Annotated in this window: 19 protein-coding genes; 3 read left to right on the top strand and 16 right to left on the bottom strand. The window is 73.2% G+C overall.

Going from position 1 to position 15,872, the window contains the following annotated elements; all coding sequences use genetic code 11:
* Window positions 1–13 precede the first annotated feature (13 nt).
* The 14 genes from P696_RS0134600 to clpS form a co-directional block, all read right to left on the bottom strand.
* A complete protein-coding gene (locus P696_RS0134600) occupies window positions 14–619 on the bottom strand; it encodes a hypothetical protein (RefSeq protein WP_026415913.1) in 606 nt (201 codons plus the stop codon).
* A gap of 177 nt (window positions 620–796) precedes the next feature.
* Window positions 797–1,405: an RdgB/HAM1 family non-canonical purine NTP pyrophosphatase gene (rdgB, locus tag P696_RS0134595; RefSeq protein WP_026415912.1), complete on the bottom strand. Its 609-nt coding sequence runs from the start codon at window positions 1,403–1,405 to the stop codon at window positions 797–799.
* The gene (rph, locus tag P696_RS0134590; protein WP_026415911.1) at window positions 1,402–2,121 is read right to left on the bottom strand and encodes a ribonuclease PH; all 720 of its coding nucleotides are present in this window, start codon (window positions 2,119–2,121) and stop codon (window positions 1,402–1,404) included. The genes rdgB and rph overlap by 4 nt, the downstream gene beginning before the upstream one ends.
* Window positions 2,122–2,240: 119 nt before the next feature.
* Entirely contained in the window at window positions 2,241–2,990 is a 750-nt protein-coding gene (locus tag P696_RS0134585) for an MBL fold metallo-hydrolase (protein WP_026415910.1), read from the bottom strand.
* A 50-nt stretch (window positions 2,991–3,040) separates the two neighbouring features.
* Window positions 3,041–3,916: a glutamate racemase gene (gene murI / locus P696_RS50045; protein WP_084338756.1), complete on the bottom strand. Its 876-nt coding sequence runs from the start codon at window positions 3,914–3,916 to the stop codon at window positions 3,041–3,043.
* A gap of 162 nt (window positions 3,917–4,078) precedes the next feature.
* Complete coding sequence (locus P696_RS0134575; RefSeq protein ID WP_026415909.1) at window positions 4,079–4,921, bottom strand: thioesterase family protein; 843 nt, start codon at window positions 4,919–4,921, stop codon at window positions 4,079–4,081.
* Window positions 4,922–5,244: 323 nt separating this feature from the next.
* Entirely contained in the window at window positions 5,245–6,192 is a 948-nt protein-coding gene (locus tag P696_RS0134570; protein ID WP_026415908.1) for a PLP-dependent cysteine synthase family protein, read from the bottom strand.
* Between the two features lie 16 nt (window positions 6,193–6,208).
* Complete coding sequence (locus P696_RS0134565) at window positions 6,209–6,481, bottom strand: MoaD/ThiS family protein (protein WP_026415907.1); 273 nt, start codon at window positions 6,479–6,481, stop codon at window positions 6,209–6,211.
* Between the two features lie 70 nt (window positions 6,482–6,551).
* A complete protein-coding gene (locus P696_RS58940; protein WP_281175017.1) occupies window positions 6,552–6,677 on the bottom strand; it encodes a hypothetical protein in 126 nt (41 codons plus the stop codon).
* A 55-nt stretch (window positions 6,678–6,732) separates the two neighbouring features.
* Window positions 6,733–7,179 carry a M67 family metallopeptidase gene (locus tag P696_RS0134555; protein WP_026415906.1) on the bottom strand — a complete coding sequence of 149 codons (447 nt, stop codon included), beginning with the start codon at window positions 7,177–7,179 and terminating at the stop codon, window positions 6,733–6,735.
* 38 nt (window positions 7,180–7,217) lie between these two features.
* Window positions 7,218–8,357, bottom strand: a complete 1,140-nt coding sequence (locus tag P696_RS50040; protein WP_051468504.1) for a sensor histidine kinase — start codon at window positions 8,355–8,357, stop codon at window positions 7,218–7,220.
* Window positions 8,354–9,373, bottom strand: a complete 1,020-nt coding sequence (locus P696_RS0134545; protein WP_026415905.1) for an MEDS domain-containing protein — start codon at window positions 9,371–9,373, stop codon at window positions 8,354–8,356. The genes P696_RS50040 and P696_RS0134545 overlap by 4 nt, the downstream gene beginning before the upstream one ends.
* An 87-nt stretch (window positions 9,374–9,460) precedes the next feature.
* Entirely contained in the window at window positions 9,461–10,060 is a 600-nt protein-coding gene (locus P696_RS0134540) for a DUF2017 domain-containing protein (protein WP_034488332.1), read from the bottom strand.
* Window positions 10,060–10,356, bottom strand: a complete 297-nt coding sequence (gene clpS, locus P696_RS0134535) for an ATP-dependent Clp protease adapter ClpS (protein ID WP_026415903.1) — start codon at window positions 10,354–10,356, stop codon at window positions 10,060–10,062. The genes P696_RS0134540 and clpS overlap by 1 nt, the downstream gene beginning before the upstream one ends.
* A 263-nt stretch (window positions 10,357–10,619) precedes the next feature.
* Between clpS and P696_RS0134530 the strand changes: the two genes are divergently transcribed.
* From P696_RS0134530 to P696_RS0134520, 3 genes are read left to right on the top strand one after another with little or no spacing between them, the layout of a single operon-like run.
* Window positions 10,620–11,933, top strand: coding sequence for a nicotinate phosphoribosyltransferase (locus tag P696_RS0134530; RefSeq protein WP_026415902.1), 1,314 nt, complete (start codon window positions 10,620–10,622; stop codon window positions 11,931–11,933).
* Between the two features lie 44 nt (window positions 11,934–11,977).
* Window positions 11,978–12,556 carry an isochorismatase family protein gene (locus P696_RS0134525; protein ID WP_026415901.1) on the top strand — a complete coding sequence of 193 codons (579 nt, stop codon included), beginning with the start codon at window positions 11,978–11,980 and terminating at the stop codon, window positions 12,554–12,556.
* Window positions 12,553–13,098, top strand: a complete 546-nt coding sequence (locus P696_RS0134520; protein ID WP_245627927.1) for a gluconokinase — start codon at window positions 12,553–12,555, stop codon at window positions 13,096–13,098. The genes P696_RS0134525 and P696_RS0134520 overlap by 4 nt, the downstream gene beginning before the upstream one ends.
* A 45-nt stretch (window positions 13,099–13,143) precedes the next feature.
* Here P696_RS0134520 and P696_RS0134515 read toward each other — a convergent pair whose 3' ends face one another.
* Window positions 13,144–14,889 (bottom strand): DEAD/DEAH box helicase, encoded by a 1,746-nt coding sequence (locus P696_RS0134515; protein WP_051468655.1) that lies wholly within the window; start codon window positions 14,887–14,889, stop codon window positions 13,144–13,146.
* 36 nt (window positions 14,890–14,925) lie between these two features.
* Window positions 14,926–15,729, bottom strand: a complete 804-nt coding sequence (locus P696_RS50035) for a zinc metalloprotease (RefSeq protein ID WP_051468503.1) — start codon at window positions 15,727–15,729, stop codon at window positions 14,926–14,928.
* Window positions 15,730–15,872: the final 143 nt, after the last annotated feature.

Genomic DNA, 15,872 nt, shown 5'->3' with positions numbered 1-15,872 from the left:
CAGGGCCGCGCTCCTACTGCCCGCCGGGGGTCGGCCGGTACGACGGCACGCCGCGTCCCGGAGCACCGGGGGTGTCCGACGGCGGGACGGGCGCGGGCTTCCCCGGCTTCCCGGTCTTCGGCGGGACGGGCGCGGGCGTCGGCGTCACGCAGTCCACGGGTCCGCCACCCGGACGTGACGTCGGCGGCGGCACCGGAACCGGGTGCTTGGTCGGCGTCTTGGTCGGCGGGACCGGACGGCTCGTCGGGGTCTTGGTCGGAACCGGTTGGCCCGGGAGTGAGGGGCTCGCCGTGGGCGGCACCGGCCGGGGAGCCGGACGCGTCGGCTTGGGATGCGTCGGCTGGTGGTGTCCGGGACGCGTCGGCTTGGGGTGTGCCGGACGCGACGTGGGCGGAAGGTGCCCGGGCCTCGTGGGCGAGGGGCACGGCCGCGCGGTGGACGTCGGCTTGGGAGCGGGGGCGCCGGTCCGGGCCATCTCGTTCGCGGACACCGTGGCCGTCCGCGACGAGCCGCCGTCCGCGCCGGTGCCCAGCCAGATCCCTGCGGCGAGCACTCCCGCACCGCCCAGCCCGGCGACGATCGCCGCGGTCGCACGCCGTCCGCCAGCTATGTTGATCATGCTGCTCCTCGGGGAAGTCGAACTACATCCCCTACAACCCCCGCTCCCCCGCGCCGGGTTGTCATGAGTCCGGACTTCTTCCGAAATCTGTTGAGCCCGGTATCCAGGGCGAGACAAAACGGGCAGGCCGAGAGGGCCGCGCGCGGGACGGGCGGGTGGGGCTCGCGTGGGAGCGGGTCAGGCGGAGAGGGCGCGCGGGAGGATCTCGGCGAGGGCGCGGAAGGCGCGGCCGCGGTGGCTGATGGCGTCCTTCTCGGCGGGGGTGAGTTCCGCGCTGGAGCGGGTCTCGCCGTCCGGGAGGAAGATGGGGTCGTAGCCGAACCCGCCGGTGCCGCGCGGCTCGCGGAGGATCGTGCCGTGCATGCGGCCGTCCACGACATGCTCGGCGTGGCCGGGGACGACGAGGGCGGCGGCGCAGAAGAAGTGCGCGCCGCGGGCGTCGTCGTGGACGTCGGCGAGCTGGTCGAGGACGAGGTCGAGGTTGGCGCGGTCCTTGTCGCCGGTCTTCTCGCCGAAGCGTCCGGACCAGCGGGCGGACAGGACGCCGGGCATGCCGCTCAGGGCGTCCACGCAGAGGCCGGAGTCGTCGGAGACGGCGGGCAGGCCGGTGTGCGCGGCGATCGCGCGGGCCTTGAGCAGGGCGTTCCCGGCGAAGGTCAGCTCGGTCTCGGGGACGTCGGGGGCGTCCGGGTAGGCGTCGAGGCCGATCACCTCGATCCCGTCGAGGATCCGGCGCAGCTCGCCGATCTTGCCCTGGTTGCGGGTGGCGAGGACGACCCGGCTCATCGGCCGAGCGCCTCGGCCTGGAGGCGGGTCAGCTCGGCGCAGCCGCCCGCGGCGAGGTCGAGCAGCGCGTCCAGCTCGGCGCGGTCGAACGGCGCGCCCTCGGCGGTGCCCTGGACCTCGACGAACCGGCCGTCGCCGGTGCAGACGACGTTCATGTCGGTCTCGGCGCGGACGTCCTCGGTGTACTCGAGGTCGAGCCGCGCCTCGCCGTCGATCACGCCGACGCTGACCGCGGCCACGGACGTGACCAGCGGGTCGCCCTTGAGCAGTCCGCGCTCGCGCATCCACGAGACGGCGTCGGCGAGGGCGACGTACGCGCCGGTGATCGCGGCCGTGCGGGTGCCGCCGTCCGCCTGGAGGACGTCGCAGTCGAGCTGGACGGTGTTCTCGCCGAGCGCCTTGAAGTCGATGCAGGCCCGGATGGACCGTCCGATCAGGCGGGAGATCTCCTGCGTCCGGCCGCCGAGCCGTCCCTTGACCGACTCGCGGTCGCTGCGCGTGTGCGTGGCGCGCGGCAGCATCGCGTACTCGGCGGTCACCCAGCCGAGGCCGCTGTCGCGCCGCCAGCGGGGCACCGAGTCCTGGACTGACGCCGCGCAGAGCACCCGGGTCGCGCCGAACTCGACCAGCACCGAGCCCTCGGCGTGATCGAGCCAGTCGCGCTGGATGCGAACGGTTCGGAGCTGGTCTGCCGCGCGGTCGTCAGGACGTGCCATGCCCACCACCCTAGTGCCCTCGCCCGACCGCGCACGCCCCCGCTCCCGCCGTCCCGGCGACGCCCCGGCCCTCCGAACACGCAGGCAGAGGCCCGTGGGCGGTGTGGGCGCGCGGTGGGTCAGACGTCGTAGGTGGCGCCGACGTGGGCGAGTTCAATGGGGCCGCCGAAGCCGCTGGCCTTGGCCTCGGCCAGGGAGTCGTTGGCGTCGTTCCAGGGGACGAGGTGGGTGAGGACGAGGCGTCCGGCTCCGGCGCGCGTGGCGTGCTCGCCGGCCTCGCGGGCGGTCAGGTGGAGGTCGGGCGGCAGGTTCGGCGCGTCCAGGAACGACGCCTCGCAGAGGAACAGGTCGGCGCCGCGGGCGAGTTCCACCAGGTCGGCGGACTCGCCGGTGTCACCGGAGTAGGCGAGGACGCGTCCGCCCGCCTCGATGCGGAAGGCGTACGCCTCGACCGGGTGCGGGGTCTGGACGGCGGTGACGGTGAACGGGCCGATCTCCCAGGCGCCGCCGGGAAGCGGGCGGAACTCGAACGCCTCGTCCATGCCGTCGTCGGACGGCAGGCCGTAGGCGCGGGACATCTGCCGTCCGGTGTCGGCGGGGCCGTAGACGGGGATGCGGGGCGAGCGGCCGTCGGGGTTGTAGTTGCGGGCCACGTAGAAGCCGCACATGTCCATGCAGTGATCGGGATGCAGATGGGAGAGCAGCACCGCGTCGATCTCGTACGGCGAATGGAACCGCTGCAGGACGCCGAGGGCGCCGCTGCCGAGCTCCAGCAGCATGGCGAACCCGTCCGCCTCCACCAGGTAACAGGACGCCGGGCTCTCCGGCCCCGGAAAGCTGCCCGAGCAGCCGATCACAGTGACCCGCACGCTCACTCCTCCTTGTGTCTTCCCGAGGAATCCGTACCCCTCCAGGGGCTTCAGTAGGTCAGGACGTCCATGTCAGCGTCCATGCCCTCGATCACTTGCGCGGCCACGTCCCGCACCGCCTCGGCGTCGCCGGCGCGGACGGTCTGCACCGCGCCGATCTCCGGCCCGAGGAAGCGGCGGCCCAGAGTGGCGAACACGTCGGGGTCGCCGGTGGCCCGGAAGCGGTGCTCCGGACGTCCGGCCCCTTCCTGGCGGGCCAGTCCCCGATCGTGCAGCACGCGGTACACGTCCTTGGCGGTCTCGTCGGCGCTTGAGACCAGTGTGACCCCGTCCCCGACGACATACGAGACAACTCCGGCCAGGAGCGGGTAATGCGTGCAACCGAGGATGAGGGAGTCGCACCCCGCGTCCATGATGGGCTGAAGGTACTCGCGGGCGAGGGTGAGAACCTCGTCACCCATCGTCACTCCGGCCTCCACCAGCGGGACGAACCGGGGGCACGCGGCGCTGACGAGGTCGATGTGCGGGGCGGCGGCGAACGCGTCCTCGTAGGCGCGGCTCGTCACCGTGGCTCGGGTGGCGATCAGCCCGACGCGTCCGTTGCGGGTGGCCGCCGCGGCGCGCCGCACCGCCGGGCGGATCACCTCGACCACCGGGACGTCGTAGCGCTCACGGGCGTCGGCGAGCACCGACGCGGACGCGCTGTTGCACGCGATCACCAGCACCTTGACGCCCTCGTCCACCAGCCGGTCGAGCATCTCCAGGGAGAACGCCCGGACCTCGGCGATGGACCGCTCGCCGTACGGCTGGCGCGCCGAGTCGCCGAGGTAGAGGACGGGCTCGTTCGGCAACTGGTCCAGGATGGCGCGGGCCACCGTGAGCCCGCCGAAGCCGCTGTCGAAGATCCCGATGGGCGCGTCTGACATGGTCCCCAAGGCTAAGTGCTCGCGGCCGTAACTCGGCCGTCATGCGGCCGACATCACAGCGTCCGACATCACAGCGTTCGCCACGTCACGTCCGGCGTTCCCCGGGCGGGTCGGGGAAGGCTCACCCGGCCGGCACGGCGGAGCCGGGGCCCTTGGGCGGGGTCAGGCCCGGCCGGTACGGGCGAGCTGGCGGGACTGGGCGACCATGCGGCCGGCGGAGTCCCAGATCTCGACCTCCTCGTCGAACCAGCCGCCCGCGGAGAGACGGCCGGAGCCGAGGACGGCCAGCCAGCCCGGGGCCGGGACGGCGCGGAGGTGCCAGGTCAGCTCCACGGTCGGGGACCAGCCCCTGGCGTCCACGTTGAGGGCGACGGGCGGGAGGGCGTCCACGGCGAGGGCCAGGGAGAACGCGTCCGGCTCGTAGCCGCAGCGCAGGCGGAACCAGGCGCGGCCCTCGAGGCGTCCGCTGGGACGTCCGTCCAGCCAGCCCACCGTGGACGGGTCGAAGCGCATGTCCACGCGGTCGGCGAAACCCCGGTCGGCGCGCTCCCCGGATCCGCCGTCCGAGGGCCGGTTCTTCGGGCCGATGCCCTGCGGAGGGTGGTCCATGCTCGAGCACGACTCGACCGGCGGTAGGGCGGGGACCGGGTGGGGGCCCTCCCAGACGGGCTCGGTGGACGGGTCGAGGGTGGCGGTGGTGATCAGGGCGTCCACGATGGGCGCGTCGTCCTGGAGGAGGGTGACGCGGGACATCTCGGTCGTCCGGCCGCCCTTGCGGCGCTCCACGAGGATCTCGGCCGGGCCCGGCTTCGCCACGCGCAGGAAGGACGCGGCGGTGGAGACGGGGTGGGCGTGCGAGGACGCCTCGACGGCGGCGCGGCCGAGCACGGCCATGAGGTAGCCGCCGTTGAGCGCCTGGGCGAAGCCGAAGCCCTCGTCCAGTTCGACCCGGTACCGGTCCGCGGCGAGCCGTTTCACCGCCGTCGCGTCCCCGAACCTGCTCATCCGCGTCCTCCCGGGGGCCTTCTAGAACCACGTTCGAGAACGAGCGTACAGATCCAGGACGCGCGCCGTGCGCCCGCTCCCTGGGAACCACCCGCGCCCGGCCGTCCCGGTCCACTCCGCTTGACCCGGAAGCACCCCGTCCGGACCAGGCCCGATGCCCCGGACGTGCCGGTCGCGACTAGCCCGCCCGCACACACAGAAGTATGGAGTTCGGACGGCGCGTCGGCCGCCCGAACTCCACTTCCGACGTCGGTGAATCCCGCCCCCACCAGGGCGGATCGCCGCCGATGTCCGGCTGTCGGCGGCGATGCGCGGATCGGGGTCTAGGCCCAGAGTTGCCCCTCCAGGCGGGATTCGGCCTCCTCCAGCGTGCCCTCGTAGGCGCCCGTCGACAGGTACTTCCAGCCGCCGTCGGCGACGATGAAGGCGATGTCGGCCCGCTCGCCCGCCCTGACCGCCTTGCGGGCCATTCCCAGGGCGGCGTGCAGGGCGCCGCCGGTGGACAGGCCGGCGAAGATGCCCTCCTGGTCGAGCAGCTCCCGGGTGCGGCGCAGGGCGTCCGCCGAGCCGACCGAGAAGCGGGTGGTCAGGACGGACTCGTCGTACAGCTCGGGCACGAAGCCCTCGTCGATGTTGCGCAGGCCGTAGACCAGTTCGCCGTACCGGGGCTCGGCGGCGACGATCTTGACGTCCGGGACGCGTTCGCGCAGGTAGCGGCCGACGCCCATGAGGGTTCCGGTGGTGCCGAGTCCGGCGACGAAGTGGGTCACCGACGGCAGGTCGGCCAGGATCTCCGGGCCCGTCGTCTCGTAGTGGGCGCGGGCGTTGGCCTCGTTGCCGTACTGGTAGAGCATGACCCAGTCGGGGTGCTCGGCGGCGAGACCCTTCGCCACGCGGACGGCCTCGTTGGACCCCCCGGCGGCCGGGGACGGAATGATCTCCGCGCCCCACATCCGCAGGATCTGGCGGCGCTCCTCGGAGGTGTTCTCCGGCATCACGCAGATCATCCGGTAGCCGCGCAGCCGCGCGGCCATGGCGAGCGAGATGCCGGTGTTGCCGGACGTCGGTTCGAGGACGGTGCAACCCGGGGTGAGCAGGCCGTCCTTCTCCGCCTGGGTGATCATCCAGAGGGCGGGACGGTCCTTCACCGAGCCGGTCGGGTTGCGGTCCTCGAGTTTCGCCCAGAGGCGGACGTCCGGGGACGGCGACAGCCGGGGCAGGCCGACGAGCGGCGTGTGCCCCAGCGAGTCGAGCAGCGAGTCGAAGCGCATGGCACGGACGCTTCGGTCAGCCGCCGGCGACGGCCGGCAGGATGGTGACGTTGTCGCCGTCCGAGACCTCGGTCTCGAGCCCGCCGAGGAAGCGCACGTCCTCGTCGTTCAGGTAGACGTTGACGAACCTGCGCAGCTTTCCGCCCTCGACCAGCCGGGCCCGCAGGCCGGGGTGGCGGGCGTCCAGGTCGCTGAACAGCTCGTCGAGCGTGCCGCCCTTGCCCTCGACGGCCTTCGAGCCGTCGGTGAGGGTGCGGAGGATGGTGGGAATCCGAACCTCGATCGCCATCGCGAAAGTCTCCTTGTGTCGTGCTTGGCGGACCCCGTCGCGCGGCAGGACGGCCGGACGGGGCGCTGGGTCATTCGGGGAGGAGATGCGAGGGCGGACAGTCGTAGACGACCTCGGCGCGCGAGTGCCCGAACAGAAAGCTCTGCACGGGGGGCACCGCGCCGTCCCCGGTCCGGGGGAGGCTCGTCGTCCACATAGCGCTCATTTTACCTGTTGGTAGCTCTCCGGGGCCTGATGGCTCTCGGTGGCCGTCAGTGGCTCTCGGTGGCCTGGCGGCCCTCGGCGGAGTCGCTCTCCACCACGGTGACCTCCTCCTCGGTCACCACGCCGTCCACGATGCGGTACGAGCGGAACTCCACGTCCTCGGCGTCCCGGGTGGACACGAGCACGTAGTGGGCGTTCGGCTCGGAGGCGTAGGACACGTCGGTGCGCGAGGGGTAGGCCTCGGTGGCGGTGTGGGAGTGGTAGATCACGACGGGTTCCTCGTCGCGGTCGTCCATCTCCCGCCAGACCCTGAGCTGCTCCATCGAGTCGAAGCGGTAGAAGGTCGGCGAGCGCTCGGCGTTGGTCATGGCGACGAACCTGGCCGGACGGTCCGACCCGGCGGGGCCGGCGACCACGCCGCACGCCTCGTCCGGGTGGTCCGCGCGCGCGTGCGCGACGATCTTGTCAACCAGGGCGCGCTCGATCGTCAACATGCGCCGAAGGCTACCCGGCGACCGTCCGCCGGACCGTGTCACCCCTGGGTGACCGGGGCGTCCGGGGCGTCCAGGCGGACGTGCAGCCGGATCCGCGTTCCGGACCGGGCGTCGGAGCGGATCTCGACGATGTGGCACAGGCAGCGGACGGCCCACATGGCCGCCTCGGTCGGACGGTCGAGACGCGGCGGGATGTGGCCGAGGAAACGGTCCTCGACGCGGGCGGCGGGGTCGGCGAGCTCGCACACCAGCTCGTCGGCGGTCGCCCAGACCCACAGGTCGCCCCGTCCGCCGCCGTTGCGGATGACGGCGGTCGCGACCTCGTTGGCGGCCAGCAGGAACGGCAGGCGGCGGTCGGGCGGCAGGCCGTGCCGCTCCGCCCGGCCGGACAGGAACCGCCGGACGTCCGGGAGCTGCCCGGTGCAGAACCGGCGGTGCTCGGCGGCCAGGGGCGGCGGGCCGAGCGGGCTCCGGTTGCACTCGGCGTAGAAGGCGGCCGGGTCGGTGTAGGAGGGGCTGGGCCACTCCCCCGCCGCGTCCGTGAAGGCCGGATGGGTGCGGGCGGCCCCGGCCAGGACGTCCCCGGAGACGGCCCGGATGTCGTAGGCGCAGGTCAGCAGGGTCGGAGTGGCCGCGAAGGCGACGTTCAGCAGCGACTCGTGCCGCTGCCACTCGACGATCTCCAGCGGGCTCCGGCCCTCCCAGGGCGGCTCGGTGAGGACGCGCAGCCGCCCGCGGCCCCACCAGCCGGTGCGTCCCCGCTCGTGGAAGGACGCGATGGTCCTGGTCGGGCCGCCGTACCAGTCGGACGCGTCCAGGATCTCGATCTCCCCGAGGCCCTCCGCCGCGTCGCCGGGGGCGGCGAACAGCAGGCGGCGGCGCGCCTCGGGGAGGATCGCGACCAGGACGTCCCCGGCGGCGGCGCCGTCGGCGAGGTAGGCGAGGGCGATCTCGCGGAACTCCTCATCCGAGGCGTAGAGGAGCGCGCGGTGCCGGAGACGGCCACGGGACGGGCGGCGTCCGAAGTCGTCGTCCGCCGGACCGTCGTTCGTGAGGGGCTCGTCATTCGTGAGGGGCTCGTCATTCGTGAGGGGCTCGCCGTTCGTGAGGGGCTCGTCGTTCGTGAGGGGCTCGCCATGCCGCGGGGAGGGAGCCGGGGTGGGCGCGCCGCCCGTCATGTCGCCGCCTCCTCCACGAACACGCCGGGAAGCCGGTCCCAGCCGGCGATGCGGAGCATCAGGGCCAGGTAGCCGGGGACGGACCGGAGGACGACCTGGCGGTCCAGGCCGTCGCCCGACGTGCGGGTCTCGAGCATCGCGCGCAGGCCCTCGGTGTCGCAGAACGCCAGGCCGGACAGGTCCAGGCAGAGGTGGCCGTCGCGGCGGGCGGCGACGGCCAGGGCGGTCCGCAGGGCGGGCAGCGTGGACTCGTCGACCGCGCCGGACAGGGCCAGGCCGGGCGGGGTGAAGGTCGGGGTGATCCGCAGGACGCCGTCGTCGTGCAGGTCGTCCACGCGGACGAGGCCGTCGTGGCAGGCCAGCAGCAGCCTCAGCTGCTCGTCGCCGAACCAGCGGCGGTCGTACTGGCAGATCGCCATCGCGCGGGAGCCGGGCGCGCGGAACGCCCCCTGGCACTTGTGCTCGAACTCGCGGAACCGCTCGGTGCCGGGCCATCCGCGCAGCGAGAACGAGGTCTCGCCGGTGATCCGGACGCCCCGGTACCCCTGGACGAGCGCGAGTTCGATCTCCGCGCCGAGCAGCTCGACCGTCCCGTCCGGGTCGAACCGCCCGGACGCCATGAACGCCTCGATCACCGGACGCGGCGCCAGCCGCCCGTCCGCGGCGGCCTCGCGCACGTCCACGTCCGCCTCGGCGAAGGCGGGGGCGGCGGCGAGCCGGTCCAGGACGGCGTCCGCGTCCTCCTGGTCGGCGAGGTAGATGATCTTGTGGTCGCGGCGCAGGCCGTCCCGGACGTAGGCGGCGAGCACCGCGTACCGTTCCTCGTCACCGGTGAAGGCGAGCGCGAGGTGGTCGCCGAACCGCATCTCGCCGACCGCCACGGCCACGGCCTCGGCATCGGCTGCCGCATCAGCGGTGGCACCGGCCTCGGCAGGTCGGCGCATCGCGCCTGAACCGGACACGGCGTCCGGACCGGCCGCGGGCAGCGGCAGGCCGTCGTCTCCCAGCGTGGACATGGACACGCCTCCCGGGGTCGGGGCGGCGGTGCCGGGAAACGGGAAAAGGATCCGGGTCCGCCGTCGAGCTCGCCCTACCCCGCCAAACTAGCCCTGCCAGACGGCCTGGACGAGGCTTTCCTGAAGCATCGTGAGCCAGTCGTAGGCGGCGTACATCGGCATCCGCGGGTCGGACGGGTCGAGGCGCTCGGCCTCCTCGTACCACTCCTCGGAGATGTCGAGCCGCGTGCCGAGCGCCAGCCGAACATCGTTCAGCGCCCGCAGCCACGCCTGCGCGTGCTCGGTGGTCAGCTCGACCTCCGCGGGCGATCCGCCCTCGATCCCGGCGAGCGGCCCGGACGCGTCGTCGCCGGACGTCCCGGGCGCGCCGAAGGCGTCCGCGAGGGTGGCCAGGACGATCCCGGCGGCCTCGCGCTTGCCGTCCCGTAGTCCCATCTCGGTGTAGCGGCGGAACTCCCCGGCGGCCTCGCCGTCGTCGCGGTAGGCGTCGGGGAACAGCCGGGCCAGGACCGGATCGTCGGGCGTGGTGGCCCGGTCGGTGATCCCGACGGCGGCCAGCTCGTCGTCCGCGCCGGGCGGATCGCCGAGCAGGTCGAGCATCTGCTCCATCAACGTCCGGACGAGCGCGGCCTCCTCCGGTTCGAACCGGATCCGGACGGTTCCGCCCCGTCCCTTGCGCACCTTCATCAGTCGTCCCGTCTCACGGTCGCCCACAGGCCGTAGGAGTGCAGGATCTCCACGTCCCGCTCCATCTCCTCGCGGGTGCCGCTCGCGACCACCGCGCGGCCCTTGTGGTGGACGTCCATCATCAGTTTCTCGGCCTTGACCTTCGGATAACCGAAGACGGCCTGGAACACGTACGTCACGTAGGACATGAGGTTGATCGGGTCGTTCCACACGATCGCCAGCCAGGGCCGGTCCGAGGCCACGTCCTCGGCGATGTCCGGCCGGTCGAGTTCGACCGGTGCGGGTGCACTGCTCATGGCTCGCCGTCTTCCTCTCCCCCGGTCCAGATGGCCGCCCCTCTCCACGAATGCTAGTTCGTGCGGCCTCCGTACGGGGAGCACGCCCCCGTGTCACCTCCGCTCCCTCTGGACCACTCGGACCACATTCGTCACAGACGTCACGTCCGTTTCCCCGTTCCGGTCATCCCGCGGGCCCGCGTGGGACGCCTCCGGCCACCACGGCGTTCCCGCCGCTCAGTAGGGTTTGCGCTGTGAACCAGGGAAGTTTCGGCACGACCGGTATGTCCGGTACGACCGCGTTGCTCACCGACCAGTACGAGCTGACCATGCTCAAGGCCGCGCTGCGGTCGGGCACGGCCGAGCGCCGGGCGGTGTTCGAGGTGTTCGCCCGCAGCCTGCCCGCCGGACGCCGCTACGGCGTGGTCGCGGGCACCGGGCGGCTGCTGGACGCGGTGGAGGCGTTCCGGTTCGACGCCGACGCGATCGCGTTCCTCCGGGAGCGGGACGTGGTGGACGAGCCGACCGCCGAGTGGCTCGCGGGCTTCCGCTTCACCGGCGACATCCGGGGCTACGCCGAGGGCGACTGCTACTTCCCGAACTCCCCGATCCTCACCGTGGAGGGGACGTTCGCGGAGGCGGTGATGCTGGAGACCGTGATCCTGTCGATCCTCAACCACGACTGCGCGATCGCGTCGGCGGCGTCCCGGATGGCGGTCGCCGCCGGGGGCCGTCCGATGATCGAGATGGGCTCGCGGCGGACGCACGAGATCGCCGCCGTCGCCGCCGCGCGCGCCGCCCACATCTGCGGCTTCACGACCACGTCCAACCTGGAGGCGGGCCGCCGCTACGGGGTGCCGACCGCCGGGACCGCCGCGCACGCCTTCACGCTGCTGCACGACAGCGAGCGGCACGGGTTCCGCGCCCAGCTCGACTCGCTCGGCGACGGGACGACCCTGCTCGTGGACACCTACGACGTCGAGCGGGCCGTCCGGACGGCGGTGGAGCTGGCCGGGCCGTCGCTCGGCGCGGTCCGGATCGACAGCGGCGACCTCGGCATGATGGCCCGGCGCGTCCGGGCGCTGCTGGACGACCTCGGCGCGACGGGCACCCGGATCATGGTCACCGGCGACCTGGACGAGTACGGCATCGCCGCCCTCGCCGCCGCTCCCGTGGACGGCTACGGCGTCGGGACGTCCCTGGTCACCGGGTCCGGCGCGCCGACCGCGTCGCTGGTCTACAAGCTGGTCGCGCGGGCCGACGCGCCCGGCGCGGACGCCCCCATGCGCCCGGTCGCCAAGCGTTCCACGGGCAAGCCGAGCCGCGGTGGCCGCAAGTCCGCGCTGCGCCGCCTGGACGGCCACGGCATCGCCTGCGCCGAGGTCGTCACGACCGGCGAGCCGCAGCCCGGCGGCCGTGACCGGCTGCTCCAGATCCCCCTGGTCGCCAAGGGCGAGGTCGTCGGCCGTGAGCCGCTGGCCGCCGCCCGCGACCGGCACGCCGCGGCCGTCGCCGAGCTCCCCGCGACCGCCCTCCAGCTCTCCCGCGGCGAGCCCGCCCTCCCGACCGAGTTCGTCGACGGCGGTCCGCGCCGCTGACTGGGTAGCAACATCCCGAGAGGGACGGACAGCGAGGAGCGATCATGACCAAGGCACTGCTCATCATCGACGTGCAGAACGACTTCTGCGAGGGCGGGTCGGTACCCGTCAAGGGCGGCGCGGACGTCGCCGCGGCGATCTCGGCGCACGTCAAGGCGAACGCCGGCGACTACGCGCACGTCGTCGCGACGCGCGACTTCCACCTGGATCCGGGGGAGCACTTCTCCGAGGAGCCCGACTTCGTGAACACCTGGCCGCCGCACGGCGTGATCGGCACGGCGGGCGCGGACTTCCACGAGGCGCTCGACCTCGCGCCGATCGAGGTGGTGTTCAGCAAGGGCCGCGAGGCCGCCGCCTACAGCGGCTTCGAGGGCCTGAACGACGACGCCCAGCCGCTCGGCGACTGGCTGCGCGAGCGCGGCGTGGACGAGGTGGACGTCGTGGGCATCGCGACCGACCACTGCGTCCGGGCGACCGCGCTGGACGGCGTCCGGCAGGGGCTGCGCACCCGCGTCCTGCTCGACCTCACCGCCGCCGTCGCCAAGGACACCACCGACCGCGCGCTGGCCGAGCTGCGCTCGGCGGGCGTCACCCTGACCGGAGACCCCGTGCTGCGCCCGTGACCCCCGAACAAGCACGCGCCGCCTGGGGACGTCCCCTGCCCGCCACCCCGATCGTGCTGGTCATGGGTGTGGCGGGCAGCGGCAAGACGACGGTCGGGCGGTTGCTGGCCCAGCGGCTCGAGTGGAACTTCGCCGACGCCGACCAGTTCCACCCGGCCGCCAACATCGCCAAGATGAGCGCCGGGACCCCCCTCACCGACGCCGACCGCATGCCCTGGCTGCGCACCATCGGCACCTGGATCGACGTCCACGGCGCGGTGGGCCGTCCCGGCGTCGTCACCTGCTCGGCCCTGAAGCGCTCCTACCGGGCGCTGCTGACCAAGGACCGCCCCGAGGTGCTCCCGGTCTTCCTGGACGGCGACAGCGTCCTCATCGCCCGCCGGATGGCCCAGCGGTCCGCCCACTTCTTCCGCCGGGGCATGCTCGACGGCCAGTTCCGCATCCTCGAGCGCCCGGCCCCGGACGAGCACATCCTCGTCCTGCCCATCACCGAGACCGCCGACGACCTGGTCTCCCTGATCGCCGCCGCCGTCCGCCCCTGACCGCGCCGGGCCCGCCCGGTGTCGGCTGTGGCGGGCCCGCCGGGTTCAGTTGCGGCGGCGGGCGGCCCAGTCGCGGATCTTCGCGATCCGCTTGCGGATGTCCTCGCCGGTCGCCTGGGCGAGGACGGGACCGCCGCAGGTGCGGCGCAGCTCGGAGTGGATCACGCCGTGCGGCTGGCCGGTGCGGTGGCTCCAGGCGCCGACCAGGCCGTTCAGCTCCTTGCGGAGGGCGTGCAGGTCCTCGGCGGCGGTGCGGTCGGCGCGCGGGTCGCCGGTCTTGCGGCTCCGCTCGTTCTTGATCTGCTCGGCCTGGCGCTTGCGCAGCAGCTGGGTGACCTGCTCGGGCTCGAGCAGGCCGGGGATGCCGAGGAACTCCTCCTCCTCGGCCGAGCCGGGCAGCGCCTGCATGCCGAACTCGCCGCCGTCGTACAGGACGCGGTCGAACGTCGCGGACGCCTCGACCGTCTCGAACGGCAGTTCGTCGCCGACGACGTCCGGGGTGTTGCGCTCGCGGTTGGCCTCGGCGAGCAGGTCGTCGTCCAGGCCGTCCTCGCGGACGGGGCGGTCGAGGACGTGGTCGCGCTCGGTCTCCATCTCAGCCGCGTGCCCCATCAGCGTCGGCACCGACGGCAGGAACACCGACGCCGTCTCGCCGCGCTTGCGGGCGCGGACGAACCGTCCGATGGCCTGGGCGAAGAACAGCGGCGTGCTGGTCGAGGTCGCGTACACGCCGACGGCCAGGCGCGGGATGTCGACGCCCTCGGACACCATGCGGACCGCGACCATCCAGCGGTCCTCGGTGTCGGCGAACGCCTTGATCTTCTTGGACGCGGTCGGGTCGTCCGACAGGACGATCGTCGCGCCCTGCCCGGACACCTCGCGCAGCGTCCTGGCGTAGGCGCGGGCCGCCTCGTGGTCGGTCGCGATGACCAGGCCGCCCGCGTCGGGGATGGCGCGGCGCAACTCGGTCAGCCGCTTGTCGGCGGACGCCAGGACGTGCTTCATCCAGTCGCCCTTGGGGTCGAGCGCCGCGCGCCACGCCTGGGACATCTGGTCCTGCGTGAGGGGCTCGCCGAGGGTCGCGGCCAGCTCGTCGCCGGCCCGGGTGCGCCAGCGCATCTCGCCCGAGTACGCCAGGAAGATCACCGGCCGGACGACGCCGTCGGCGAGCGCCGGGCCGTAGCCGTAGGTGTAGTCGGCGCGGCTGCGGCGGATGCCGTCCGGGCCCTCCTCGTACTGGACGAAGGGGATCGGGTTGATGTCGGTGCGAAACGGCGTGCCGGACAGGCTCAGCCGCCGCGTCGCGGGCTCGAACGCCTCCCGCGCCGCGTCGCCCCAGGACAGGCCGTCGCCCGCGTGGTGCACCTCGTCGAAGACGACCAGGGTCTTCTTCATCTCGGTGCGGTTGCGGTGCAGCGCCGGGCGCGCCGCGACGGTCGCGTAGGTCACGGCGATGCCGTGGAACTCGCGGCCGACCGCGCCCTGCCCGTTCTGGAACTCGGGGTCGATCTTGATGCCGACCCGGGCGGCGGACTCGGCCCACTGCCGCTTCAGGTGCTCGGTCGGGCAGATGATGGTCAGGGCCTGGACGAGGCGGCGGTCCAGCAGCTCGCGAGCCAGGCGGAGGGCGAAGGTCGTCTTGCCCGCGCCGGGGGTCGCGACGGTCAGGAAGTCGCGCGGACCGGGCTGCGTTCCGTCCGACCCGAAGTAGACCTCGAGGGCCTGCTGCTGCCAGGCGCGCAGGGACGACGCGGTCCCCCACGCGGCCCGTTCGGGGAACGCGGGGGGCATGCTCGATGCGGCGAAGGTGCTCACGGTCATCGAAGGCTACCGATCCCGACCGACAGATCGCGCCGCCTGTCCCCTGTCGGCCTCCGTCCGACCCTCCCGGTACGCCGCCCAGACGGCCCGCACACGTTGCCCCTGACCTGCGGTGAACTCGCTCATGCAGTCGTCCCAGGCGTAGTCCATGAAGTTGTGCACCGGATCGTCGCCGGGCTGCGGGCAGGTGTCCTTCCTCACGGGACACGCCTCGGCCGCCGACGCCTCGTACGGGGTGTCGTCGACCGAGTCGCCCGGCGGACGGCAGCCGTTCTCGAACGTGTGGTAGAGCCCCAGCCAGTGCCCGATCTCGTGGACGGCCGTGTACCCCCGGTCGTAGTGCTGGAACCGGCCTCCGGGGATCGCCCGGTAGTCGATCACGACGCCGTCCAGCACCGGCTTCTTCCGGTAGGCCTGCGGGAACGTCGAGAACCCGAGCACGTCCGAGCCGACGGCGGCCGTGTACAGGTTCAGCGTGCCGGGCCCGCCGTGCCGCAGGGCCCGCTTGAACCGCTGCTCGAGCCGCTGCGGGTCGCTGAACCAGTTCGCGTGGTTCGTCCGGTCGATCCCCTTCAGCTTGAACACGACCGTCGTGTCGACGCCGCCGATCTTTCCCCCGTAGGCGTCGTTGAGCGCGGACACCTGGCCCTTGACCTCCTCGTCCGTCAGCGCGCCCTGGGAGCCGTCGGTGAGCACGTGGACCCGGACCGGCACCTCCAGCGGCCCCGCCCGCCGCACCGACCGGTCGACCGCCGCGATGTCGGACGTCCCGAACCGCGCGACCAGCATGCGCCCCAGATCGGCCTCCATCGCCTCGAAGCGCCTCCGCCCCAGCGTCTGCCCGTCCGACCCCCGAGCCGCCCGCGCGGCCCCGCCCAGGCCCCCAGCGCGCCGCTGGCGGGTGCAGGCGGGATGGACGGCCGAGACCGTCCGGACCTCTCTGTGCGCGCCCG

The organism is Actinomadura oligospora ATCC 43269 (assembly GCF_000518265.1).
In the GTDB taxonomy this organism is placed as follows: Bacteria; Actinomycetota; Actinomycetes; order Streptosporangiales; family Streptosporangiaceae; genus Spirillospora; species Spirillospora oligospora.
Note: the sequence above shows the minus strand (reverse complement) of the source record. Positions and strands in the feature narration are given on the sequence as shown.